The sequence below is a fragment of the Micromonospora mirobrigensis genome, from assembly GCF_900091555.1.
In the GTDB taxonomy this organism is placed as follows: Bacteria; Actinomycetota; Actinomycetes; order Mycobacteriales; family Micromonosporaceae; genus Micromonospora; species Micromonospora mirobrigensis.
This window is the reverse complement of the sequence record NZ_FMCX01000001.1, coordinates 949,334-975,200: the sequence shown is the minus strand read 5'-3', so window position 1 is coordinate 975,200 and position 25,867 is coordinate 949,334. Positions and strand designations below refer to the sequence as shown.

General features: G+C 72.1%; 6 protein-coding genes and 2 pseudogenes. All 8 read left to right on the top strand.

Features of this window, described 5'->3' with window-relative positions; all coding sequences use genetic code 11:
• The first annotated feature begins 141 nt into the window (after positions 1-141).
• The 8 genes and pseudogenes from GA0070564_RS04550 (at position 142) to GA0070564_RS04525 (ending at position 25,852) form a co-directional block, all read left to right on the top strand.
• Positions 142-10,806: a non-ribosomal peptide synthetase gene (locus tag GA0070564_RS04550; RefSeq protein ID WP_091602855.1), complete on the top strand. Its 10,665-nt coding sequence runs from the start codon at positions 142-144 to the stop codon at positions 10,804-10,806.
• Positions 10,799-15,424, top strand: a pseudogene (locus GA0070564_RS30440) (amino acid adenylation domain-containing protein); the annotation flags it as partial. The gene GA0070564_RS04550 and the pseudogene GA0070564_RS30440, both read left to right, overlap by 8 nt.
• Before the next feature lie 105 nt (positions 15,425-15,529).
• A pseudogene (locus tag GA0070564_RS30435) lies at positions 15,530-16,939 on the top strand (non-ribosomal peptide synthetase); the annotation flags it as partial.
• Positions 16,919-20,497 (top strand): amino acid adenylation domain-containing protein, encoded by a 3,579-nt coding sequence (locus GA0070564_RS30430; protein WP_425412424.1) that lies wholly within the window; start codon positions 16,919-16,921, stop codon positions 20,495-20,497. The pseudogene GA0070564_RS30435 and the gene GA0070564_RS30430, both read left to right, overlap by 21 nt.
• Positions 20,498-20,557: 60 nt before the next feature.
• Positions 20,558-21,805, top strand: a complete 1,248-nt coding sequence (fes, locus tag GA0070564_RS04540; RefSeq protein WP_091602849.1) for an enterochelin esterase — start codon at positions 20,558-20,560, stop codon at positions 21,803-21,805.
• Positions 21,806-21,811: 6 nt separating this feature from the next.
• On the top strand, positions 21,812-22,936 hold the full coding sequence (gene leuB / locus GA0070564_RS04535; RefSeq protein ID WP_091602846.1) for a 3-isopropylmalate dehydrogenase: 1,125 nt from the start codon (positions 21,812-21,814) through the stop codon (positions 22,934-22,936).
• A gap of 53 nt (positions 22,937-22,989) precedes the next feature.
• Positions 22,990-24,432 (top strand): pyridoxal phosphate-dependent aminotransferase, encoded by a 1,443-nt coding sequence (locus GA0070564_RS04530; protein ID WP_091602843.1) that lies wholly within the window; start codon positions 22,990-22,992, stop codon positions 24,430-24,432.
• Between the two features lie 52 nt (positions 24,433-24,484).
• A complete protein-coding gene (locus GA0070564_RS04525; RefSeq protein ID WP_091602841.1) occupies positions 24,485-25,852 on the top strand; it encodes a hypothetical protein in 1,368 nt (455 codons plus the stop codon).
• Positions 25,853-25,867 lie beyond the last annotated feature (15 nt).

The following is a 25,867-nucleotide window of genomic DNA, read 5'->3' as shown; positions in this document are numbered from 1 at the left end:
GAATTCAATACGGAAGAAGTCTGTGCACCGCCCGGAATGCGTTCGGGGCGGCGGCACTCCTGCGGCTCGAGCGTGATGACTCACTGGTCTGTACCTGTGATTCCAGGTAGAAACTCGGCAGCAAAGGGCATCTGATTCGCAATGGGTGAGGAAATCGTCGAAGCGTGTTACCCGATGACCCCCACGCAACAGGGCGTCATGTTCGGAAGCGATTTCGGGGGGAAGCCCGGGCTGTTCCACGTGCAGGTGGAACTGCGCATCGAGCACGAGCTGCGGGTCGATGCCTTCCGCGAGAGCTGGCGGCTCGTCGCCGACCGGCACAGCGCGCTCCGGACCGGCTTCCGCGACCTGCGCGGCCGGCGCCCGTCGCAGGTCGTCCGACCGGGCGTCGACGTCCCCCTCGTCCTCGCCGACTGGCGCGGGCTGACCGCCGAGGAACAGCGGGACCGGCTGGCGGCGCACCGCCGGCAGGACCTCGCCGACGGCTTCGACCTCACCGACGCCCCACTGTGGCGGCTGCACGTCGCCCGGCTGGACGAGAACCTCTACCAGGTCCTCTGGAGCCTGCACTACATCGTCCTGGACGAGCCGAGCCAGGCGATCGTGCTGCGCGAGGTCGAGGCGTACTACGCGCAGCTGACCGGCGGCGACCCGGCCCGGCTGCCCGAGCCGACGCCCTTCGAGGAACACGTACGCCGGCTGGACGGCCTCGACCTGGCCGAGGCCGAGCGGTTCTGGTCCGCCGAGCTGGCGGAGGTCGCCGCGGCCGTGCCGCTGCCGGTGGAGCGAAAGGCCGGCGCCCCCGCCGACCAGGCCGCGGACAGTGGTTACGACCAGCGCGTCCTGCTCCTCGACGAGGAGCGGACCGACCGGCTGCGGCAGGTCGCCGAGCGGTACGGCCTGTCGCTCGCCACGGTGGCCCGCGGCTGCTGGGCCCTGCTGCTGAGCCGGTACGCCGGCACCGACGACGTGGTCGTCGGCGTCACCGTGCCGGGGCGCTCCGGGGACCTGCCCGGGGTCGAGCGGATGGTGGGCCTGCTCATCAACACGCTGCCGCTGCGGGTACGGGTGCCCGGCGCGTCGCCGTGGGCGGAGTGGATGCGCGGGCTCCAGGACCGGTACGCCGAGTTGCACCGCCACGAGCACACCCCGCTGCTGTCGATCCAGCAGTGGAGCCGGGTCGGCTCGGGCAACCCGCTGTTCGAGACGGTCCTCTCCGTCGACGAGGCCGAGCCGGCTCCGGGCGGCGCGCTGACCATGACCCGGGTGCGCGAGGAGACCCGGGCGCCCTATCCGTTGCGGGTGGTGGTCGCCCCGGGCAACCAGGTGACGATCACCGTCCACTTCGACACCGCGCGGTTCGGCGGCGCGACGGTCGAGGCGATGCTGGCGCACCTGGACCGGCTCCACGCCGACCTGGTACGCCTGCCCGACGCCCGGCTGGGGCAGCTGTCGATGCTCACCGACGTCGAGCACACCCGCCTCGTCCGCGAGTGGAACGACACCGACCGGCCGTACTCCCGGGAAACCCTCATCCACCAGCTCTTCGAGCAGCAGGTACGGCGTACCCCGGACGCGACGGCGCTGCTCTTCGGCGACCGGAGCTGGACCTACGCGGAGCTGAACCGGCAGGCCAACCGGATCGCCCACCACCTCGTCGAGCTGGGCGTCGGGCCGGGCAGCCACGTGGCGATCCTGATGGAACGCGCCGCCGAGATGGTGCCCGCCCTGCTGGGCATCCTCAAGGCCGGCGGGATCTACGTCCCGCTCCAGGCCAGCGCCCCGGTGAAGCGCTGGCACTGGATCCTGGACTCGCTGGACATCGGTTGTGTGCTCACCCAGCGGGAGCTGGTGCCGGCGCTGCTGCGGGCCGACCCGCTGCCCCGGCTCGCCCACCTGGTCTGCCTGGACGACGCCGGCGCGGACGACGAGCCGCTGCCCGCGCACCCGTACCGGCTGCACGGGCCGGCCGACCTGGCCGAGCGGTCGCCGGCCGACCTGCCGCCGCGGGGGACGTCGCAGGACCTGGCGTACATCATCTTCACCTCGGGGTCGACCGGCACCCCGAAGGGCGTGATGGTCGCCCACCACGCGGCGGTCAACCTGATCGAGTGGGTCAACCAGACCTTCGCGGTCGGCCCCGACGACCGGATGCTCTTCATCACCTCGCTCAGCTTCGACCTCTCGGTCTACGACGTGTTCGGCATCCTCGCCGCCGGTGGTTCGATCCGGCTGGCGTCCGGGCCGGACATCCAGGAGCCGACCCGGCTGTTGACGATGATGGCGACCGAGCCGATCACCTTCTGGGACTCGGCGCCGGCCGCGCTGATGCAGCTCGTGCCGTTCCTGCCCCCGAGCGGCGCCGGGGCGGACGCCGTCGTCTCCACCTCGCTGCGGCTGATCTTCATGAGCGGGGACTGGATCCCGGTGAACTCGCCGGAGATCATGAAGGCGGCGTTCCCGAACGTCCAGGTCGTGGGCCTGGGCGGCGCGACCGAGGCGACCGTCTGGTCGAACTTCTTCCCGATCCACCAGGTCGATCCCGGCTGGACCAGCATCCCGTACGGCAGGCCGATCCAGAACGCCCGCTACTACATCCTGGACCGCAACCTCCAGCCCTGCCCGGTCGACGTGCCCGGCGACCTCTACATCGCCGGCGACTGCCTGAGCCTCGGCTACGCCGGCGATCCCGGGCTCACCGCCGGCAAGTACCTCGCCTCGCCCTTCGACCACGAACCCGGCCTGCGGATCTACCGCACCGGTGACATGGCCCGGTGGCGGGCCGACGGGAACATGGAGTTCCTCGGCCGCACCGACTCGCAGGTCAAGATCCGGGGCTACCGGATCGAGCTCGGCGAGATCGACACCGTGCTGAGCCGGCACCCGGTGGTGCAGACCGCGGCCACCCTGGTCCGCCAGGACCAGCCCGGCGGCGCCTCGCTCATCTCCTACCTGGTCCTTGACCCGCTGAACGCGCAGGCCGCCGTGCGGGGCGAGGAGACCGCCCTGCTCGACGACCGGCTGAGCCACTGGCAGCAGGTCTACGACAGCTTCGACCAGCTGGAGGTGGCGCCCACCGAGGACGGCGCCGACTACTCCGGCTGGACCAGCAGCTACACCGGCCAGGCCATCCCGCTGGACGAGATGGAGGCCTGGCGGCAGGACACCCTGGCCCTGGTCCGGTCGTACCGGCCGCAGGAGCTGCTGGAGATCGGCTGCGGCACCGGCCTGCTGCTCTTCCCGCTCGCCGAGGGCTGCCGCCGCTACCACGGCACCGACTTCTCCGGCGCGGTGCTGGACTCCGTACGCCGGCGGCTGGACACCATGCCGCAGCTGCGTGACTCGGTCACCCTGTCGCAGCGCACCGCCGACGAGCTCGCCGACCTGCCCGCCGCGGCGGTCGACACGGTGCTGGTCAACTCGGTCGTCCAGTACTTCCCCGACGTCAACTACCTGCTGCGGGTGCTGGACGGCGCGCTGGACCGGGTCGCCCCCGGCGGCCGGATCATCGTCGGTGACGTCCGCAGCCTGCCGCTGCTGGAGGCGTTCCACGCCGACATCGAGCTGAGCCGGGCGGTGGACGGGACCACCCGCCAGCAGATCTGGCAGCGGGTGCGGCAGCGGGTGCAGCAGGAGAAGGAGCTGACCCTCGACCCGGACCTGTTCCGCCGCTGGGCGGCGCGGACCGGCCGGATCAGCCGGGTGGAGATCCGGCCCAAGCGGGGCCACCACCGCAACGAGCTGACCCTGTTCCGCTACCAGGTGGTGCTGCACGTCGGCGAGCCGCTCCCCACCGACGACCCACCGGTCACCCGCACCGAGGACTGGACGGCCGCCGGCCTGACCCTGCCCGCCCTGCGGGAAACCCTGGAGCGGGAGCGGCCCGACCGGCTGCGGCTGCGCGAGGTGCCGAACGCCCGGGTCGCCGGCGCCGTTCACGGGCTGCGCTGGCTCAAGGGCGAGTCCAGCGTGGACACCGTCGACGAGTGGCGGGCGCAGGACCCGGCCGGCGCCGGGGTGGACCCGGAGGACGTCCGGGAGCTGGCCGAGCAGGCCGGCTACACCGCGACCGTCAGCTGGGCCGGCCACGGCCCCGACGGCGGCTACACCGTCCTGCTGGAGCGGGCGGGCGTCGAGCCGGTCGGCTTCGACCCCGAGGAGCGCGTCGAGCCCCGGGCCGTCGACGACGGCGACTGGCAGCGCTGGGCCAACCACCCGCTCCGGGCCGAGATCGAGGAGCTGCTCGTCCCGCAGGTCAAGGCGTACCTGCGGGAACGGCTGCCGGACTACATGGTGCCGGCCGACTTCGTGGTGCTGGACGCGCTGCCGGTCACCTCCAGCGGCAAGCTCGACCGGCGGGCCCTGCCGCTGCCCGGCGCCGCCCCGGCCACCGGTTCCGCCGGCTACCTGCCGACCCGCAGCACCACCGAGGCGCTGCTGGTCTCCATCTACGAGCAGGTGCTCTCGCGCAGCCCGATCGGGATCCGGGACGACTTCTTCAGCCTCGGCGGGCACTCCCTGCTGGCGGTCCAGCTCTCCGCGCGGATCCGCCAGGTCTTCTCGGTCGACCTGCCGGTGCACAGCTTCTTCGACCTGCCGACCATCGCCCGGCTCGCCCCCGAGCTCCAGCGGCTCCAGGACGAGCAACAGCCACTGCGGCTGCCGGCGCTGGTGCCGGTGCCCCGGGACGCCCCGCTGCCGGCGAGCTTCGACCAGCAGCGGCTCTGGTTCCTCGACCGGCTCAACCCGGGCAGCAACTTCTACACCGTCAACTGGCTCATCCCCTGGTCGGCGGCGATCCCGCGCAGCGTCCTCGAGGCGGGGCTGGACGAGATGCTCCGCCGCCACGAGACCCTGCGGACCACCTTCCGGGAGGAGGACGGCCAGGTCTGGCAGGTCGTACCGGACCGGTGGCGGGTCGAGGTGCCGGTGGTCGACCTCACCACGGTCCCCGCCGAGGAGCGCGAGGCGCGGGCGCAGGAGGAGATCCGGCGCCGGTGGGCCGAGCCGTTCGACCTGGTCACCGGCCCGCTGCTGCGGACCGTGCTGATCAGCCTCTCCGACACCGAGCAGGTGCTGGTGCTCAGCGCCCACCACACGGTCTTCGACGGCTACTCCATCGGCCTGTTCGGCCAGGAGTTCCTCCGGATCTGCCAGGCGCTGACCGAGGACGCCCCCGGGCCGCTGCCGGAGCTGGCCGTCCAGTACGCCGACTACGCCGTCTGGCAGCAGAACTGGCTGCGCGAGGAGTGGTTGGAGTTCCACCTGGCCTACTGGAAGGAGCAGCTGGCCGAGGCCCCCGAGCTGCTCGCCCTGCCGACCGACTTCCCCCGCCCCGAGGTGCAGCGCTACCGGGGTTCCTTCCTGCGCCGGCAGTTGCCCGCCGAGCTGACCGACGGGATCAAGCGGCTCAGCGGCGAGTCCCAGGTGACCAACTACATCACCATGCTCGCCGGGGCGGCCGTGCTGCTCTCCCGCTACAGCGGGCAGGACGTGGTGGTGATCGGCGTGCCGATCGCCAACCGGCACCGGGCCGAGTTGGAGCCGATCATCGGTTTCCTGGTCAACACGGTGGCCCTGCGGGTGGACCTGCGCGGCAACCCGCGCTTCTCCGACGTGCTGCTCCAGGTCCGCCGGCAGCTCTTCGACGCCCAGGCCCATCAGGAGATTCCCTTCGACCGGGTGGTCGAGGCGCTCTGCCCGGAACGGAACCTCGGCTACAACCCGATCTTCCAGGTGATGGTCGCCGACGAGAGCCTGCCCCTGCTGGAGCACGTGTCGGACCAGGTGCGCGCCGAGCCGTGGATGCACCGGCTGGTCGAGGAGGGGATGAGCCTGCGGGTCTCCCGCTTCGACCTCGTCCTCATGGTCCAGGAGGACCCCGAGGGGCTCCGGCTGGGCTTCGAGTACAGCACCGACCTGTTCCGGGACCGCACCATCGCCCGGATGGCCGACCAGTTCGAGGTGCTGCTGGAGTCGGCGCTGGCCCGGCCGGACGAACGGGTCCAGGACCTGGTGATGCTCCCGGAGGCGGAGCGTACGCGGATCCTGGGCGACTGGAACGTCGCCTCCCGCTCCGGCGGCGAGCCGGCGTACCTGCACGAGCTGTTCGCCGCGCAGGCCGCCCGTACGCCGGACGCGGTGGCGCTGGTCCACTCCGACGAGCAGGTCAGCTACCGCGAGCTGGACGCCCGGGCGAACCAGTTGGCGCACGCGCTGCGGGCCCGGGGCGTCGGGCCGGACGTGCTGGTCGGGCTCTGCCTGGACCGGTCGGTGGAGGTGCTGGTCGGCCTGCTGGGCATCCTGAAGGCCGGCGGCGGCTACGTGCCGATGGACCCGCGCAACCCCCGGGACCGGCTGGCCTTCCTGGTCGAGGACGCCGGCCTGCGGCTGGTGCTGACCCGGTCGCACCTGAACGACAGGGCGGCCGCGGCGGGCGCGCCGACGATCTGCCTGGACACCGGGTGGTCGGCCATCGCCGCCGAACCGACCGAGGCGCCCGCGACGCCCGGCCTCACCCTGGACAACCTGGCCTACATCATCTACACCTCCGGCTCGACGGGGCGCCCGAAGGGCGTGATGGTGGCGCACCGCTGCCTGAACCACGTGGTGCCCTGGGTGCGGGAGCACGAGTGCCTGAGCCGGCCGCAGCGGGTGCTCCAGGTGGCGTCGTACAGCTTCGACTTCTCGGTGTGGGAGATCCAGCTCCCGCTGCTCACCGGCGGCACGCTGGTCGTACCGAAGCCGGGCGTGCACATGATCGGCCAGGACCTGCACGACACGCTGGTCGAGCAGGCCATCGAGAGCCTCAACTTCACCCCGGGCGCGCTGGCCACCCTGCCGCCCGGCGGAGTGCCGCACCTGCGCACGCTGATGGTCGGTGGCGAGGCGTACCCGGCGGACCTGATCCGCACCTGGGCGCCGGGCCGGACCTTCTTCAACGTGTACGGCCCGACCGAGACCACGATCTACACCACCGGCACCCTGATCGACGAGCACCTCGACGTGCTGCACATGGGCCGGCCGATCACCAACGTCGAGACGTACGTCCTCGACCGGCACCTCCAGCCGGTCCCGGTCGGTGTGCCCGGGGAGCTGTACATCGGCGGCGCCGGCGTCACCCGGGGCTACCTCAACCGGCCGGAGCTGACCGCCGAGTACTTCGTGGCGAACCCGTACGGCGAGCCGGGCAGTCGGCTCTACCGCAGCGGTGACCTGGTGCGCTGGCTGCCGGACGGGAACATCGAGTTCGTCGGCCGGGTCGACCAGCAGGTCAAGATCCGGGGTTTCCGGATCGAGCTGGGCGAGATCGAGGCCGCCCTGATCCAGCACCCCGGGGTGCAGGGCGCCGCCGTGCTGGTGAGGTCGGAGGGGAACGTCAAGCGGCTGGTCGCCTACGTCGGGTCGGCCGACGGCGTCTGCGTGGACGCGCTCCAGGCGTTCCTGGGCGAGCGGCTGCCCGGCTACATGGTGCCGAGCATCTTCGTGCCGCTGGACGCCGTGCCGCTGAACTCCAACGGCAAGGTGGACCGGCGGGCCCTGGCCGCGCTGCCCTGGCAGGAGCACGCCACCACCGTCAAGGGCGAGTACGCGGCCCCGCGCAACCCGGTCGAGGAGCAGCTGGCCGAGGTGTGGCGGTCGGTGCTGGGCACGCCCGACCCGGTGAGCGTGCACGACAACTTCTTCGCCCTCGGCGGCGACTCGATCCTCAGCCTCCAGGTGATCTTCCGGGCCAAGCAGCTCGGCCTGCACCTCACCGTCCGGCAGCTCTTCCAGCACCAGACCATCGCCGAGCTGGGCCCGGTGGTCACCCGGCAGGACGCGACGGTCGTGCACGCCGAACAGGGCGTGGTGACCGGCCCGGTGGAGCTGACCCCGATCCAGCGCTGGTTCTTCGACCAGCGGTTCGCCCAGGCGCACTGGTTCAACCAGAGCCTGCTGCTGGCGGTGCCGGTGGAGCTGTCGCCGGACCGGTGGCGGCGGGTCCTGTCCCGCCTCCTGGAGCACCACGACGGGCTCCGGGCGCGGTACGCCCCCGACGACGCCGGCTGGCACGCCGAGCTGGCCGACCCACCGCGCACCCTGCCGTGGCAGGTGCACGACCTGTCGTCGGTGCCCGCCGGGCAGCGGGCGGACCGGCTCGCCGAGCTGGCGGAGCGGGCCCAGTCCGAGTTGGACCTCGCCGAGGCGCCGCTGTTGCGGGCGGTGCTCTTCACCGGCCTGGGCGACGGCCCGGACCGGCTGCTGCTCGCCGTGCACCACCTGGTGGTGGACGTGGTCTCCTGGCGGATCCTGCTGGAGGACGTCACCACGCTGGCCGAGCAGGCCCGGCAGGGAGCGGAGCTGAACCTCCCGGCCAAGTCCAGCTCGTGGCGGCAGTGGGCGCAGCGGCTGGAGCAGGAGGCGCGCAGCGACACCACCGTGGCCGAGCTGCCGTACTGGCGGGAGCAGGTGGCGGCCGTCCGGCCGCTGCCGTCGGACGGGCCGGCCGGCGACGACACCACCGGCCGGGCCCGGACGCACGAGGCGGTGCTGGGCCGGGAGCGGACCCGGGCGCTGCTGCGGGACGTGCCCGCGGCCTTCGACACCCGGGTCAACGACGTGCTGCTCACCGCGGTGGCCGCCGCGGTCGGCGGCTGGACCGGCGACGGTCACGTCCGGGTCGACCTGGAGGGGCACGGCCGGGAGGACCTCTTCGACGACGTGGACCTGTCCCGCACGGTCGGCTGGTTCACCACCATCTCCCCGGTGCGGCTGCCGGTGCCCGCCGGCGACGACCTGGCCGCCGGGCTCAAGGAGACCAAGGAGCTGCTGCGCCGCCGACCCCGGCACGGCATCGGGTACGGGCTGCTGCTCGGCACCGAGGCCGGCGCCGAGCTGCGCGCCGCCCCCGCCGCCCAGCTCAGCTTCAACCACCTGGGCGCCTTCGACGGGGCCGGCAGCTTCGCCGCCGCGTACGAGGCGGTCGGCTCGGACATCGGGCCGGAGAACCACCGCCCGTACCCGGTCGAGGTGGTCAGCCGGGTGCAGGACGGCGAGCTGCGGATGCGGTGGACGTACAGCCCGACGGCCCACCGGCCGGAGACCGTCGAGCGGGTCGCCGGGGAGGTGCTGGCCGCCCTGGACCGGCTCGCCGACGAGGCCCGCCGGCCCGACGTCAGCGGCTACAGCCCGTCCGACCTGCCGGCCGCCGGCCTGGACCAGGCCGCGATCGACGCCCTGGTGGGCCAGCTCCGGGAGCTGCCGCAGTGGCGGGACAGCGACCGGCCCCGCCCGCTGGAGGACGTCTACCCGCAGACGCCGTTGCAGCAGGGCCTGTGGTTCCAGAGCCAGTACGCCCAGGGTCAGGGCCTCTACCACGTCCAGCTGATCCACGACATCGAGCAGGACCTCGACGTGGAGCTGTTCCGGCGGGCCTGGGCGGAGGTGATGCGCCGGCACCCGATCCTGCGGACCAGCTTCTGGGCGATCGAGGACCACGAGCCGTCGCAGCTGGTCTGGCGGCAGCTCCCGGTGCCGCTGGAGGTGCGGGACTGGCGTACCGAGCCGGCCGACGCGTCGCTCGCGGCGTACCTGGCGCACGACCGGGTCCGCGGCTTCGAGCCGCAGGAGGTGCCGCAGTGGCGGATGCTGCTCGCCCGGACCGGCGAGCAGAGCCACCAGTTCGTGCTGAGCATGCACCACGCCATCCTCGACGGCTGGAGCTACGCGCTGCTCCTGGCCGAGCTGGTACGCAGCTACGAGGCGCTGCGGGACGGCCGCTCGGAGGCGTCGGCCCCGGCCCGCCCCTACCGCGACTACGTGGCCTGGTTCCGCGAGCAGGACATGGCGCAGGCCGAGCGGTACTGGCGGGAGACGCTGCGCGGGATCGAGGCGGCCACCCCGTCGAGCATCGAACGCCACGACCCGGCCGGCGCGACGGTGACCGGCACGGTCAGCCACGCCGAGGCGGAGCTGCTCTTCGACGTCGAGGAGAGCGCCCGGCTCCAGGAGCTCGCCCAGCGGTACCGGCTCACCCTGAACACCGTCCTGCAGGGCTGCTGGGCCCTGCTGCTCGGCCGGTACGAGGACACCGACGACGTGGTCTTCGGGGTGGTGGTCTCCGGCCGGCCCGCCGAGATCCCGGACGTCGAGCGGATGACCGGCCTGTTCATCAACACGCTGCCGCTGCGGATCCGGATGCCCGCCGGCACGTCGTGGGTGGACTGGATGCGCGGCCTCCAGGAGCAGAACCTCCAGATGCGGCAGTACGAGTACAGCCCATTGGACCGGGTGCGGCGCTGGAGCGGGCTGCCGTCCGGGGCCGAGCTGTTCAACAGCCTCTTCGTCTTCGAGAACTATCCGGTGGAGGAGGCGTCCGAGACCGCGCTGCGGCTGACGAAGCCGCGGTCCGAGGAGCGGATCCACTATCCGCTGGGTGTGGTGGCGACGCTGCGCGACGGGCGACTGCACGTCACCGTCCAGTACGACCCGAGGCGCTTCGAGCGGGACACCGTGCGGCGGCTGCTGGCGCACCTGCGGCACCTCTGCGCGCAGGCCGTCGAGTCGCCCGACGCCCCGCTGGCCCGGTTCTCCATCCTCAGCCGGTCGGAGCACCAGCAGGTGCTCCAGCAGTGGAGCGGCGCACCGGACGACCCGCCCGGCGCCGACCCGGACCTGGCCGACCTCGACCTCGCCGACCTGGACGTGGCCGACCTGGACCTGGCCGACCTGGTCGCCGAGATCCAGCAGCTCTCGTCGGCCGACCTCCTTGCAGAGATCAACAATTCTTCGCCTGCTGCAGAGAAGAGTGAAGTAAATGAATGAGCGTCTCCCTCAGCACCTCGCAGAGCTCTCCGCCGAGCAGCAGAAGCTGCTGCGCCTGCGGCTGGCGCAGCGGAAGCAGCAGACGGAGCGCCCGGCATGTTTCCACGAGCTGTTCGAGGCGCAGGCCCGCCGGTTCCCGGACCGGGTGGCGCTGGTCGCGGGTCAGGTCCAGCTCAGCTACGCCGCCCTGGACGAGCAGGCGAACCGGCTGGCCCACCTGCTGCGGGCCCACGGCGTGGGCCCGGAGACCCTGGTCGGGCTCTGCCTGCCCCGGTCGCCGGAGATGGTGGTCGGTCTGCTGGCGGTGATGAAGGCCGGCGGCGCGTACGTCCCGCTGGACGCCGGTTACCCGCGGGAGCGGCTGGCGTACATGGCCGCCGACGCCGGGCTGGCCGTCCTGCTGACCCGGCGGTCCCTGGTCGACCTGCTGCCCGGTGGCGCCGCCACCGTGCTGGACGTCGAGACGGTCTGGCCGCGGCTGGCCGAGCAGCCGGCCACCGCCCCGGCGAGCGGGGTCACCGCGGAGAACCTGGCCTACGTGATCTACACGTCCGGCTCCACCGGGCGGCCCAAGGGGGTCCAGGTCCCGCACCGGGGGATCCGCTCCCTGGTGGCGTGGCAGCGCGAGAACTACGGCCTGGACACCCCGCAGCGGGTCCTCCAGAGCACCTCGCTCAGCTTCGACATCTCGGTCTGGGAGCTGTCCACCGCCCTGCTTTCCGGCAGCACCCTGGTGCTCGCGCCGCCGGAGCTGAAGATGATCGGCACCGACCTCGCCGACTTCCTCACCGAGCAGGCGATCGAGAACATCGGCCTCACCCCGTCCGCGCTGGCCACCCTGCCGGCGGCCGAGCTGCCCGCGCTGCGCTGGATCGGCGTCGGCGGCGAGGCCTGCCCGCTGGACCTGGTCCAGCTCTGGGCCGCCGACCGGGGCTTCTTCAACGGGTACGGCCCGACCGAGACCACGGTCGCGGTCAGCCTCGCCCGGTTCGGCCCCGACCTGGAGCGGGTCCACATCGGACGTCCGGTCCCCGGGGCGCAGCTCTACATCCTCGACTCGCGCCTGCAACCGGTCCCGGTGGGCGTCGCCGGTGAGCTGTACGTCGGCGGCAACGGGGTGGCCCGCGGCTACCTGGGCCGGCCGGAGCTGACCGCCGAGGTCTTCGTCGCCGACCCGTTCGGCCGGCAGCCCGGTGGCCGCCTCTACCGCACCGGTGACCGGGTCCGCCACCTCGCCGACGGCACGATCGAGTTCCTGGGCCGGATCGACGCCCAGGTGAAGATCCGTGGTCACCGGGTCGAGCTGGGCGAGATCGAGAGCGCGCTCACCGGCCATCCCCGGGTACGCGCCGCCGCCGTGCTGGTGCACGGCGAGGCCGACGGCAAGCGGCTGGTCGCGTACGTCGTCTCCGACGACCCGCTGCCCGTCGAGGACCTCCAGGCCCACCTGGCCGACCGGCTCCCCGGCCACATGGTGCCGAGCATCTTCGTCGCGCTGGACGGCCTGCCCCTGGACCCGAACGGCAAGCTGGACCGGCGGGCCCTGGCCGCCGTCGACTGGCAGGCGCACGCCGACACCGCCAAGGGCGAGTACGTCGCCCCGCGTACCCGGGTCGAGGAGCAGCTGGCCGAGATCTGGCGGGCGGTGCTGGGCGTGGCCCACCCGGTCGGCGTGCACGACAACTTCTTCGCCCTCGGCGGCGACTCGATCCTCAGCCTCCAGGTCATCTTCCGGGCCAAGCAGCTCGGCCTCCAGCTGACCGTCAAGCAGCTCTTCGAGCACCAGACCGTCGCCGAGCTGGGCGCGGTGGTGGTGCAGCAGGACGCGGCGGTCGTGCACGCCGAGCAGGGCCCGGTGACCGGGCCGGTGGAGCTGACCCCGGTGCAGCGCTGGTTCTTCACCCAGCGGTTCGCCCAGCCGCACTGGTTCAACCAGGCGCTCCTGCTGACCGTGCCGACCGACCTGACCCCGGCGCGGTGGTCGGAGATCCTGCGGCGCCTGGTGGAGCACCACGACGGGCTGCGGGCGCGATACCTGCCGGCCGGCGACGACCGGCGGGCGGAGCTGGTGGCACCCGGCGTCGAGCTGCCCTGGGCGGTGCACGACCTGTCGTCGGTGCCCGCCGGGCAGCGGGCCGACCGGCTCGCCGAGCTGGCGGAGCAGGCGCAGCGCGGCTTCGACCTCGCCGAGGCGCCGCTGTTGCGGGCGGCGCTCTTCACCGGCCTGGACGACGGGAAGCACCGGCTCCTGCTGGTGGCGCACCACCTGGTGGTGGACGTGGTCTCCTGGCGGATCCTGCTGGACGACCTGGCCACGCTGGCGGCCCAGCTCCGCGACGGCCGGGATCTCGCCCTGCCGCCGAAGTCCAGCTCCTGGCAGCAGTGGGCGCAGCGGCTCCGGCAGGAGGCGGCCGGCCCGGCCACCGCCGGGGAGCTGTCGTACTGGCTGGAGCAGACCGGGGCGACCCGGCCGCTGCCGCTGGACGGGCCGGCCGACGACAACACCGCGGCCCGCGCCCGGGTGCACGAGGTGAGCCTGAGCCGGGAGGAGACGCAGGCCCTCCTCCAGGAGGTGCCGGCGGCGTTCAACACCCGCGCCAACGACGTCCTGCTCACGGCGGTGGCCGCCGCGCTGGGCGCCTGGACCGGGGACGGTCACGTCCGGGTCGACCTGGAGGGGCACGGTCGGGAGGACCTCTTCGACGACGTGGACCTGTCCCGCACGGTCGGCTGGTTCACCTCCATCTCCCCGGTGCGGCTGCCGGTCCCGGCGCCGGACGCGCTCGCCGCCGGGCTCAAGGAGATCAAGGAGCTGCTGCGCCGCCGGCCCCGGCACGGGATCGGCTACGGCCTGCTGCGCGACGCTGGCACCGAGGCCGGCGCCCGGCTCCGGGCGGCTCCGGCCGCGCAGGTCAGCTTCAACCACCTGGGCGAGTTCGACGGAACCTTCGCCGGTGACCTCGCCGCCGCGCCGGAGTCGGCGGGCGCCGACGTCGGGCCGGAGAACCAGCGGCTCTACCTGATCGACGTGGTGAGCCGGATCCAGGACGGCCGGCTGCGGATGCAGTGGTCGCACCACGAGACGGCCCACCGGCCGGAGACCGTCGACCGGGTCGCCCGGCACACCCTGGACGTCCTGCGGCAGCTCACCGCCGAGGCCCGCAACGCCGAGCTGAGCAGCTACAGCCCGTCCGACCTGCCGACCAGCGGCCTGGACCAGGCCGAGATCGACGGCCTGGTCGGCCAGCTCCGGGAGCTGCCGGTCTGGCGGGACAGCGGGCGGCCCCGGCCGCTGGAGGACGTCTACCCGCAGACGCCGTTGCAGCAGGGCCTGTGGTTCCAGAGCCAGTACGCCCAGGGCCAGGGCCTCTACCACGTGCAGGTGGTGCTCCGCATCGAGCGGGAGCTCCAGGTCGACCTCTTCCGGCAGGCCTGGGCGGAGGTGATGCGCCGGCACCCGATCCTGCGGACCAGCTTCTGGGCGGTGCCCGACCACGAGCCGCTGCAACTGGTCTGGCGGCACATCCCGGTGCCGTTGGAGGAGCGGGACTGGCGCGCCGAGCCGGCCGACCGGCAGCAGGAGCACCTGGACGCCTACCTGCGCCGGGAGCGGGTGCAGGGCTTCGAGCCGCACGAGATCCCGCAGTGGCGGATGCTGCTGGCCCGGACCGGCGACGACGACTACCGCTTCGTGCTGAGCGCGCACCACACCATCCTGGACGGCTGGAGCAACAGCCTGCTCCTGGCCGAGGTGGTGCAGAGCTACGAGGCGCTGGTCCACGGGCGGGCCAACGCCCCGGCGCCGACCCGCCCCTACCGGGACTACGTCGCCTGGCTGGGTGAGCAGGACATGCGGCAGGCGGAGGCGTACTGGCGGGAGACGCTGCACGGGATCGACCAGGCCGCCCCGCTGAGCGTGGAGCGCAGGCGGGAGGAGCCGGCGGAGGGCGCGCCCGAGCCGGACCGGTCCGCGGCGGTCGGGGTCTTCCTCGACGAGGACGAGACCGTGGAGCTCCAGGAGCTGGCGCAGCGCCACCACCTGACCCTCAACACGGTGTTGCAGGGCTGCTGGGCGCTGCTGATGAGCCGCTACAGCCGCAGCGACGACGTGATCTTCGGTTCGGTGGTCTCCGGGCGTCCGCCGGAGTTCGAGGGCGCCGAGCGGATGATCGGCCTGTTCATCAACACCCTGCCGATCCGGGTCCGGGTCGCCGGCGACAAGCGCTGGCTGGACTGGCTCAAGGAGATCCAGGAGCAGAACACCCGGCTGCGGCAGTACGAGTACAGCCCGCTGATCCAGGTGCAGCAGTGGAGCGGGATCCCGGCCGACGGGCAGCTCTTCGAGAGCCTCTTCGTCTTCGAGAACTACCCGCTGGAGTCGGACGACGAGAGCGCGCTGCGGTTCACCGTCCTCGACGCGGAGGAGCGGACCAACTTCCCGCTCAACGTCGTGGTCAACCCCGGTGAACGGCTCGGCATCAGCATCCTCTACGACACCCGGCGCTTCGACCGCCGGACCGTCGACGGGATGCTCGCCCACCTGCTCCAGGCGTGCCGGTCGCTGATCAGCTCGCCGCAGGCCCGGGTCGCCGAGCTCAGCCTCCTCGACGAGGTCGAGCGGGGGCGGATCCTGCACCGCTGGAACGTCGCCTCGCTCAGCCACGACGCGCCCGGCTACCTGCACGAGCTCTTCGCCGCGCAGGCGGCGCGGACGCCGGACGCGGTGGCGCTGGTGCACGCCGAGGAGCAGCTCAGCTACCGCGAGCTGGACGCCCGGGCCAACCAGGTGGCACAGCACCTGCGCTCGCACGGGGTGGGGCCGGACGTGCTGGTCGGGCTCTGCCTGGAACGGTCGGTGGAGGTGCTGGTCGGCCTGCTCGGCATCCTCAAGGCCGGTGGCGCGTACGTGCCGCTGGACCCGGGCTATCCGGCGGACCGGCTGGCGTTCCTGGTGGAGGACGCCGGGCTGCGGCTGGTGCTGACCCAGTCGCACCTGGCCGGGAAGTTCGCCGACATCTCACCGACGCTGCGGCTGGACGCCGACTGGTCGTCGGTGTTCGCCGGCGAGCCGACGCGGGCGCCGGCGACGCCCGACCTGACCCCGGAGAACCTGGCCTACATCATCTACACCTCCGGCTCGACCGGCCGCCCGAAGGGCGTGATGGTGGCGCACCGCTGCGTCAACCACGTGGTGCCGTGGCAGCAGGAGCACGACTGTCTGGCCCGGCCGCAGCGGGTGTTGCAGGTGGCGTCGTACTCCTTCGACTTCTCGGTCTGGGAGATCCTGATGCCGCTGCTCGTCGGTGGCACCCTGCACATCCCTCGGCCGGGGGTGCACATGATCGGCCAGGACCTGCACGACGTGCTGGTCGAGCGGGCGATCGAGAACCTGAGCTTCACCCCGGGCGCGCTGGCCACCCTGCCGCCGCAGGGGGTGCCGCACCTGCGGACCCTGGTGGTCGGTGGCGAGGCGTACCCGGCGGACCTGATCCGCACGTGGGCGCCGGGCCGCACGTTCTTCAACGTGTACGGCCCGACGGAGACCACCATCTTCGCCACCGGCACGCCGGTCGACGAGCACCTCGACGTGCTGCACATGGGCCGGCCGATCACCAACGTCGAGACGTACGTGCTGGACGAGCACCTCCAGCCGGTGCCGGTGGGGGTGCCGGGGGAGCTGTACATCGGCGGGGTCGGGGTGACCCGGGGTTACCTCAACCGGCCGGAGCTGACCGCCGAGTACTTCGTGGCGAACCCGTACGGCGAGCCGGGCAGTCGGCTCTACCGCAGCGGTGACCTGGTGCGCTGGCTGCCGGACGGGAACATCGAGTTCGTCGGCCGGGTCGACCACCAGGTGAAGATCCGGGGTTTCCGGATCGAGCTGGGCGAGATCGAGGCGGCCCTGGTCCGGCACCCGCGGGTGCACACCTGCGCCGTGCTGGTCCTGCCGGACGGCTCCGGCCAGCGACTGGTCGCGTACGTCGAGCCGGAGCCGGAGTCCCGGCCGGAGGCGGAGCAGTCGGAGGGGGAGGCCGCCGACCTGGCCGACGAGCTGCGCGGCTACCTGGGCGAGACGCTGCCCCGGCACATGGTGCCGTCCGCCTTCGTCTGCCTGGACCAGCTGCCGCTCAACCGCAACGGCAAGCTGAACCGGCGGGCCCTGCCGCTGCCCGAGGAGGCGGCGGCCGCGCCGCTGGCCGAGGGCGCCCTGCCGCGTACCCGGACCGAGGCCCTGCTGGCCACGATCTTCGAGCAGGTGCTGGGCCGCGCGCCGATCGGCATCTTCGACGACTTCTTCACCCTCGGCGGTCACTCGCTGCTCGCCGTCCAGGTGGTCGCCCGCATCCGGCACACCTTCGGCGTCGAGGTGCCGGTCCGGGTGATCTTCGAGAAGCCGACCATCGCCCAGGTGGCGGTGGAGCTGGAGGGCGTCCAGCAGGGCCAGCAGGCCCACCCGGTGGCGCCGCTGGTGCCGGTGCCCCGGGACGGGGCGCTGCCGGCCACCTTCGACCAGCAGCGGCTCTGGTTCATGGACCGGCTCAACCCGAACAGCGCCTTCTACACCGTCGGCTGGCTGCTGCACTGGCCGGCGGAGCTGGACCGGTCGGCCCTGGAGCGGGCCCTGCACGCTCTGATCGTCCGGCACGAGACCCTGCGCACCACGTTCCACCACCGGGACAACCGGGTCTGGCAGGTCGTCGCCGACGAGCCGGAGGTGGCGCTGACCGAGACCGACCTCTCGGCCACCCCGCCGGAGCAGCGGCAGGAGGCGGCGAAGCGGCTGGTTTTCGACTGGTGGGGCCAGCCGCTGGACCTTGGCGCCGGCCCGCTGCTGCGTACGCTGCTGATCCGCTTCTCCGACACCGAGGCGGTGCTGGCGTTCGGCGCCCACCACACCGTGGTCGACGGGTACTCGATCCGGCTGTTCAACCGGGAGCTGCGCCAGCTCTACCGGGCCACCGTGGCTGGCGAGCCGTCGCCGCTGCCCGAGCTGGCCGTGCAGTACGCCGACTACGCCGTCTGGCAGCAGCAGTGGCTGGAGGAGGAGCGGCTGCGCCCGCACCTCGACTACTGGAAGGAGCAGCTGGCCGACGCGCCGGGGCTGATCACGCTGCCGCTGGACAAGCCACGGCCGGCGGTGCAGACGTTCCGGGGCAGCACCCACACCGGCACGCTCTCGCCCGAGGTGACCCACCAGGTACGCCAGGTCAGCGTGGACAACCGGACCACCCAGTTCATCACCGTGCTGAGCGCCTTCGCCGCGCTGCTGGCGCACTACAGCGGGCAGCAGCAGGTGGTCATCGGCGTGCCGATCGCCAACCGGAACCGGATCGAGACCGAACCGCTGATCGGCTTCCTGGTCAACACGGTGGCGCTCTGCGTCGACTTCACCGGCAACCCGGAGTTCGGCGAGGTGCTGCGGCAGGTCCGCTGGAAGCTGCTGGAGGCCCAGAGCCACCAGGAGATCCCCTTCGAGCGGATCGTCGAGGAGCTGAAGCCGGAGCGCAGCTCCAGCCACAGCCCGATCTTCCAGGTGATGTTCACCGGCCTGGACAAGATCTTCGAGAAGCTCCCCGAGGAGCAGGAGCCGGGCTGGATCCAGGACGTCACCAACGACGGCATGGGGGTCGCCAAGTTCGACGTGGGGCTCAGCCTCCAGGAGAAGGACGGCGCGCTCCAGTACACCTTCGAGTACAGCACCGACCTGTTCGAGGCGCCGACGATCGCCCGGATGGCCGGGCACTTCGAGACCCTGATCGCCGGGGCGCTCACCGCCCCCGCCACCCCGGTCGCCGAACTGCCGCTGCTCGGCGCGGCGGAGCGCGGCCGGCGGATCGAGGAGTGGAACGCCACCCGCGACGAGCGGCTGCTGGAGCCGGGCACCCTGCACGAGCTCTTCGAGGAGCAGGCCCGGCAGCACCCCGACCGGATCGTGCTGTCCTACGAAGACCAGCAGGTCAGCTACGCGGAGCTGGACCGGCGGACGAACCAGCTCGCCCGGGCCCTGCGCGCGGCCGGGGTGGGGCCGGAGTCCCGGGTCGGCATCTGCGCCGAGCGGTCCCTGGAACTGGTCGTCGGTCTGGTCGCCATCCTCAAGGCCGGCGGCGCGTACGTGCCGCTGGACCCGGAGCACCCGGCCGACCGGATGGGCTTCATGGTCGCCGACGCGCGGATCCAGGCGATTCTGGTGCAGCCGACGACCCGGGACCGGGTCGAGGCCACCGACAGCGGCGTGCCGCTGCTCGACCTGGCCGGCCCGGGCGTCACCTGGCTCGGTGAGAGCACCGAGCCGGTGACCGGCGGGGTACGCGCGGACAACCTGGCGTACGTCATCTACACCTCCGGCTCGACCGGCAAGCCCAAGGGCGCGATGCTGTCGCACCGGGGCATCCGCAACCGGCTGCTCTGGATGCAGGACCAATACGACCTGCGCGACGGCGACCGGGTGCTCCAGAAGACGCCGTTCAGCTTCGACGTCTCGGTGTGGGAGTTCTTCTGGCCGCTGATCGTCGGCGCCCAGCTGCACGTGGCCCGCCCCGAGGGGCACCGCGACCCCGGCTACCTGGCCGAGACGATCGACCGGCAGGGGATCGGCGTCCTGCACTTCGTGCCGTCGATGCTCCAGGCGTTCCTGGAGCAGCCGGGGGTCGCCGAGCACTGCCACGGGGTCCGGCACGTGGTGTGCAGCGGCGAGGCGCTGCCGCTGGACCTCCAGGACCGGTTCCTGCGCCAGCTGCCCGGCGTACGCCTGCACAACCTGTACGGGCCGACGGAGGCCTCGGTGGACGTCAGCTTCTGGGAGTGCCGGACTGTCGAGGGCGCGACCACCGTGCCGATCGGCCGGCCGGTCGCCAACACCCAGCTCTACGTCCTCAACCCGGCGATGGCGCCGGTGCCCGACGGGGTGGTCGGTGAGCTGTTCATCGGCGGCGTCCAGCTGGCCCGCGGCTACCTGGGCCGGCCGGAGCTGACCGCGGAGCACTTCGTGGCGAACCCGTTCGGCCCCGGCCGGCTCTACGCCACCGGCGACCTGGCCCGGCAGCGGCCGGACGGGGTGATCGAGTACGCCGGCCGCAAGGACCACCAGATCAAGATCCGTGGTCACCGGATCGAGGTCGGCGAGATCGAGGCGGTGCTCGCCCAGCACCCGGCGGTCCAGTCCTGCCTGCTGACCGTGCACGAGGTCGCCGCCGCCGACAAGCGGCTGGCCGCCTTCTACACCCTCGACGAGGGCGGCTCGGCCACCGTCGACGAGCTGCGGGACCACCTCGGGCAGCAGCTTCCCGAGTACATGATCCCGACGTACTTCGTGCCGCTGGCGGAGTTCCCGCTCAGCCCCAACGGCAAGGTGGACCGCAAGGCGCTGCCGTCGCTGGACTCGATCGTGCGTCAGGCGCAGGAACGGTTCGTCGCCCCGCGCACCGAGACCGAGCGGCAGCTCGCCGAGATCTGGATGCGGCTGCTGAACGTCGAGCGGATCGGCGTCCACGACGACTTCTTCGCCCTCGGCGGCCACTCGCTGCTGGTGGCGTCGCTGGCCACCGAGGTGCAGAACACCTGGGACGTCTCGCTGATGCTCCCGATGGTCTTCCAGAACCGGACGCTGGCCGCCCTCGCGCAGGTCATCGACGACACCCTGGCCGACGAGGAGGGGGAGGAGCTGGATGCCGACGAACTGTTCCTGCTCTGACCGGGTCCCGGCCCACCGTCCGACCCCGACCACCCGCCCGACCGGCGTGAGGAGAACCCGATGATCGTTCCCACCAGGTCCCACACCGACCAGCGGATCGTGCAGCTCGCCGCGGCGGTCGAGGCGGGCGACGACACCGCGTTGGAGACCTTCTGGAAGACCGTCGCCGCCGACGGCGCCCCGCTGATGGAGCCGATGCCGGACGACGAGTCGAAGACGCTGGTCACCTTCCTGTGGCGCGATCCCGGCGACACCCGCAACGTCCTGGTGCTCTTCTACAGCGCGCCGACGCAGAACGGGTTCGACGAGATCCTGATGGAGCGGCTGCCGGGGACGGACCTCTGGTTCAAGACCTACGTCCTCCCGTCCGACCTGCGGACCACCTACCTGCTCTCGGTCAACGACTCGCTGGAGCCGTACGGGACGTACGCCGAGGTGCTGGCCCGGATCCCCGGCTACCGGCCGGACCCGCTCAACCCGCGCGAGGTCACCATCCTGGACGACCTGGTGGTGTCGGTGCTGGAACTGCCGCAGGCGCCGAAGCAGCCGTGGAACATCGCCCGGCGCGGGGTGCCCAAGGGCAGGAACCACATGCACCTGCTGGACAGCGAGATCCTCGGCACCCAGCACCACCTCACCGTGCACACGCCGCCCGGCTACGACCCGGAGAGCGCCGAGGAGTACCCGCTCTTCGTCCTCTTCGACGGGTGGGCGTACTTCAACTTCGCGGCCACCCCGACGGTGTTGGACAACCTCCTCTACGCCAAGCGGATCCCGCCGTTCGTGCTGGTCATGCACAGCAACACCGACCAGGCGGTACGCGCCCGGGAGCTGACCTGCCACGAGCCGTTCGCGGACTTCCTGGCCCGGGAGCTGATCCCGTTCCTGCGGGAGAACTACCGGGTCACCGACGACCCGGCGCAGACGTACGTGGGCGGCTCCTGCTTCGGCGGGCTGGCGGCGGCGTACGTGGCCTACAAGCTGCCGGGGATCTTCGGCAACGTGATCTCGCAGTCCGGCTCGTTCTGGTGGCCGGAGCGGGAGACGCCGGAGACCGAGATGGAGTGGCTGACCCGGCAGTTCGCGCAGAGCCCGAAGCTGCCCATCCGGTTCTCGATGGAGGTCGGCTCGCTGGAGGCCGCGATCGTCGAGTTCGACCAGCTCGCCACCAACCGGAAGCTGCGCGACGTGCTGCTGGAGAAGGGCTACGAGGTCGACTACTCGGAGTACTCCGGCGGTCACGACATGATCACCTGGCGCGGAACCCTGGTCAACCGCCTGCTCGCCCTCGCCGCCCGGAAAGGCTGACATCACATGGCACACCGCACGATCACCGTACTGCCCGGCGACGGCGTCGGCCCCGAGGTCACCGAGCAGGCCCTCGAGGTGCTGCTCACGGTCGCGGACCTGTACCGGCACGACTTCACCGTGCACCGCCGGCTGGCCGGGCTCGCCGCCATCGCCGAGGAGGGGGTGGCCATCTCCGACGAGACCTTCGACCTCTGCGCCGGCAGCGACGCCATCCTCTTCGGCGCCATCGGCAGCCTCCCGGCCGAGCAGCGGAAGAACGCCACGGTACGCCCCGAGCAGGCGCTGTTCCGGCTGCGCAAGGACTTCCAGTTCTTCGCCAACCTGCGCCCGATCCGGCCGTCGCGCAGCCTCTACCACGCCTCGCCGCTGAAGCCGGAGTACCTGGACGGCACCGACCTGATCTTCGTCCGGGAGCTGTCGGCCGGCCTCTACTACGGGCACCTGGACGCGGCGATCCCCGGCAAGCCCAGCGAGATCCGCCGCACCGAACGCGGCGAGGAGGCGGTCGACACCCTGCTCTACACCGAGCAGGAGATCGAGCGGGTGGTCCGGGCCGCCTTCGACATCGCCGCCGCCCGCCGCGGAAAGATCACCTCGGTCGACAAGGCGAACGTGCTCAGCTCCTCGATCCTCTGGCGGCGGATCGTCGACCGGATCGCCCCCGACTACCCGGGCGTCGAGTACGAGCACATCCTGGTCGACGCCGCCGCCATGTTCCTGCTGCGCGACCCGGCCCGGTTCGACGTCGTGGTGACCGAGAACCTGTTCGGCGACATCCTCACCGACGAGGCGGCGATGCTGACCGGCTCGATCGGCATGATCCCCTCGGCCAGCCTCGGCGTACGCCGGACCGAGGCCGGGGTCTTCGGCCTCTACGAGCCGATCCACGGCTCCGCGCCGGACATCGAGGGGCAGGACCGGGCCAACCCGATCGGGGCCGTCCTCTCCGCCGCCATGCTGCTGCGCCACTCGCTGGGCCTGCCCGAGGAGGCCGCCGCGGTGGAGGCCGCGGTCGAGGAGGTGCTCGCCGACGGCTTCCGCACGGTCGACATCTCCGAGGACGGGGCGAAGCTCGTCGGCACCCGCGAGCTGGGCAAGCGGATCGCCACCGCCGTACGCCGGCCATGAGGTCGGCCGGTCCCGGTCGTGCGCTCCCGATCCGCGATGGAGGTTCCTTCCCGATGGTGCTGCAGAGAGAGATGACGGGTTCGACCCGGCTGGCCGACCAGCGGCGGCTCGTCCGCGAGGTCCGCCAAGAGCTGGTGGCCCGGTACCGGGCCCGGTTGCAGACCACCAACGAGCCGCCGATCCGGCTGATGGCCTCCATCGTGCAGGCGCTGGAGCACGAGTGCGCCGACCGTCGGCTGGACCCGGCCGCCGTCCGGCTGGAGATCGTCAACCGGACCATCGGCGACGTCAACGTCCGGCTGGTCACCGAGTGCGAGGGCGAGCCGGGCGGCCCCGGCGACTACCGCCGGCTCGCCGACGAGCTGGGGGTGGCGCTGCCGGGCGAGGAGCTGTCGGGGCACGTGGCGACCGGAGCGGTGTACCGCTGGCTGCGCGAGGAGATGCTGACGGCCGAGCGGGAGGTGATGCGGGCCGGGTTCGACGCCCGCAGCTACGACCTGGCCAGCATCGGCAACCCGGTGCTGCGCGGCTGGCTCGCCGAGGACATGCGGCAGTGGGGCCTGCCGGTCACCGCCGACAACGTCGCGCTCGGGCTGGGCGCCACCGACTGCATGGACAAGGTCCTGCGCGGCCTGGGCGCGCTCGCCCGGCTGGACGGCCGGCCGGTCGGGGCGGTGCTGATGTCGACGCCCGGCTTCAACGTGCTGGAGGGGCAGGCCGTGGCCAACGGGTACCGGGTGCACCGGGTGCCCACCGGCCCCGAGGACCGGTTCAACCTGACCGCGGCGCAGCTGGCCGAGGCGCTCGACGCCGACCCGGGGATCGGCGTGGTCTACCTGATGGTCACCAACAACCCGGCGACCTTCGCCTACCGGCCGGACGAGCTGCTCGACCTGCTGGAGGTGCTGCGCCGGCACCGGCGGCAGGGCCGGGTGGTGCGCCTGATGGCCGACCTGGCGTACGTCGGCACCGGCGACCCGGCCGCCGACGACGCCCGGATGCGGGCGCTGGCCTCCGCCACCGACCTGAGTGACCAGCTCATCCTGATCAGCAGCCTGTCCAAGACGCACACCCTCACCGGTGAGCGCTTCGGCTGGGTCACCTTCGGCAGCGCCGCGTTCGCCGCCGGCATGGTCGGCAGCTGGATCAACAGCATCGCGTCGATGCCCGGCGAGTGGCAGCTGCGCTTCATGGCGTACCACCGGCTCTTCCGGGACAACCCGCACCTGGTCGACAAGATCCGCCGGCTGTACGCGCTGCGCCGCACGCAACTGCGGGCCCAGCTGCACCGGCTGGACGACGAGTTCCACCTCTTCGAGCACATCTATCTCGACGACGACGCCACGATCTACACCTGGTGCCGGCTGCGGGCGGGGGAGGACTGCTTCTCCGTACTCGAGAAGACCGGCATCGCGGGGATCCCCGGGTCGACGTTCGGCTACTCCGACGACTACGTCCGCTTCTCCGTCGGCATCCTGCCGGTCGCCTCCGACTGATCCCGCCCTTCCTCGAAAAGCCAAGCGAATCGCTTCACTACAGGAGGTTCCAATGACAACTGGAACGACGTCCAACGGTGCCGCGGCGACGCGGACGGGCGACACCGACGTCCCGGTCGACTTCAACTGGAACAGCGAGCCGGACCCGCTCTCCCCGCTGCCGCGTACCCTGCCCGCCGAGCCGACCCCGGAGCAGGCCGCGAACGCGGAGGTGCTCTCCGAGTGCCTGCGCGACGGCCTCCAGGGCGTCAGCCGGTACCCGGACATCGACGCCATGCTGAAGTACGTCGAGCTGCTGGACGCCTTCGGCGTCCGGTCCGCCACGGTCGGCATCCACACCGGCGCCGGCACCCTCGACGCGACGATGAAGGAGCTGCTCGCCGGCATGGCCGAGCACTTCCCGAACATCGTCCCCTCGGTGCTCTCGGTCTGCACGCCCGCGTCGCTGAAGTGGACCGCCGAGTGCCGGGAGATCCACCCGGCGCTGGAGTCGGTGGTCTTCATGGGCAGCTCCCCGGTCCGCCGGATGGTGCAGGGCTGGGACATGGACTTCATCCTGCGCCGGATGGAGGCCACCATCTCCGAGACCGTCGCCCTGGGCATCCCGGTCATCGGCGGCACCGAGCACACCACCCAGACCGCCCCGGCGGACGTCCGCGCCATCACCCGGGTCCAGGTGGAGAACGGCGCCTACCGGGTGGCGGTCGCCGACACCATCGGCATCGCCCGGCCGGTCGGCGCGTACCGGCTGTGCAGCTTCATCCGGCAGCTCCTCGACGAGCTCGGCACCCCGGACATGAAGCTGGACTGGCACGGGCACCGCGACACCGGCAACGCCCTGGGCAACGCGATGATGGCGATCGCCGCCGGCGCCAACCGGATCCACGTGGTGTCCCGCGGGGTCGGTGAGCGGTCGGGCAACGCCTCGCTGGAGGAGGTGGTGCTCAACCTGGCCGCCATCCAGGCCGAGGGCGGCCACCCGGTCTCCTGGAACATGACCGAGCTGCTCGGCCTGATCTCGTTCTACCAGGAGATGGTCGACGTCCCGACCGCCGACCACGGCGTGCTCGGCAAGCGGTACAGCTACACCAGCTCCGGCATCCACACCGACGCCATCCTCAAGGCCAACGCCCTGGCCGACAACGCGCGCAAGGCCGGGGACTTCCCGCTGGAGCAGAAGCTGCGCGAGATGGCCCGGGTCGTCTACTCGGCCGTCGACCCGGCCGCCGTCGGCGGCACCTACTCGGTCGGGGTCAGCCAGTGGAGCGGCACCAGCTCGGTGAAGCTCGCCTGCCTGCAGAGCGGCCGGGACCCGGAGAAGCTCACCGCCGAGCGGGTCGAGCAGATCCTCGCGTACGCCAAGAGCGAGGGCCGCGAGCTCGAGGGCGAGGAGCTGGAGGCCTGGTTTGCCCAGTCCTGAGTCGTACCCCGCGCA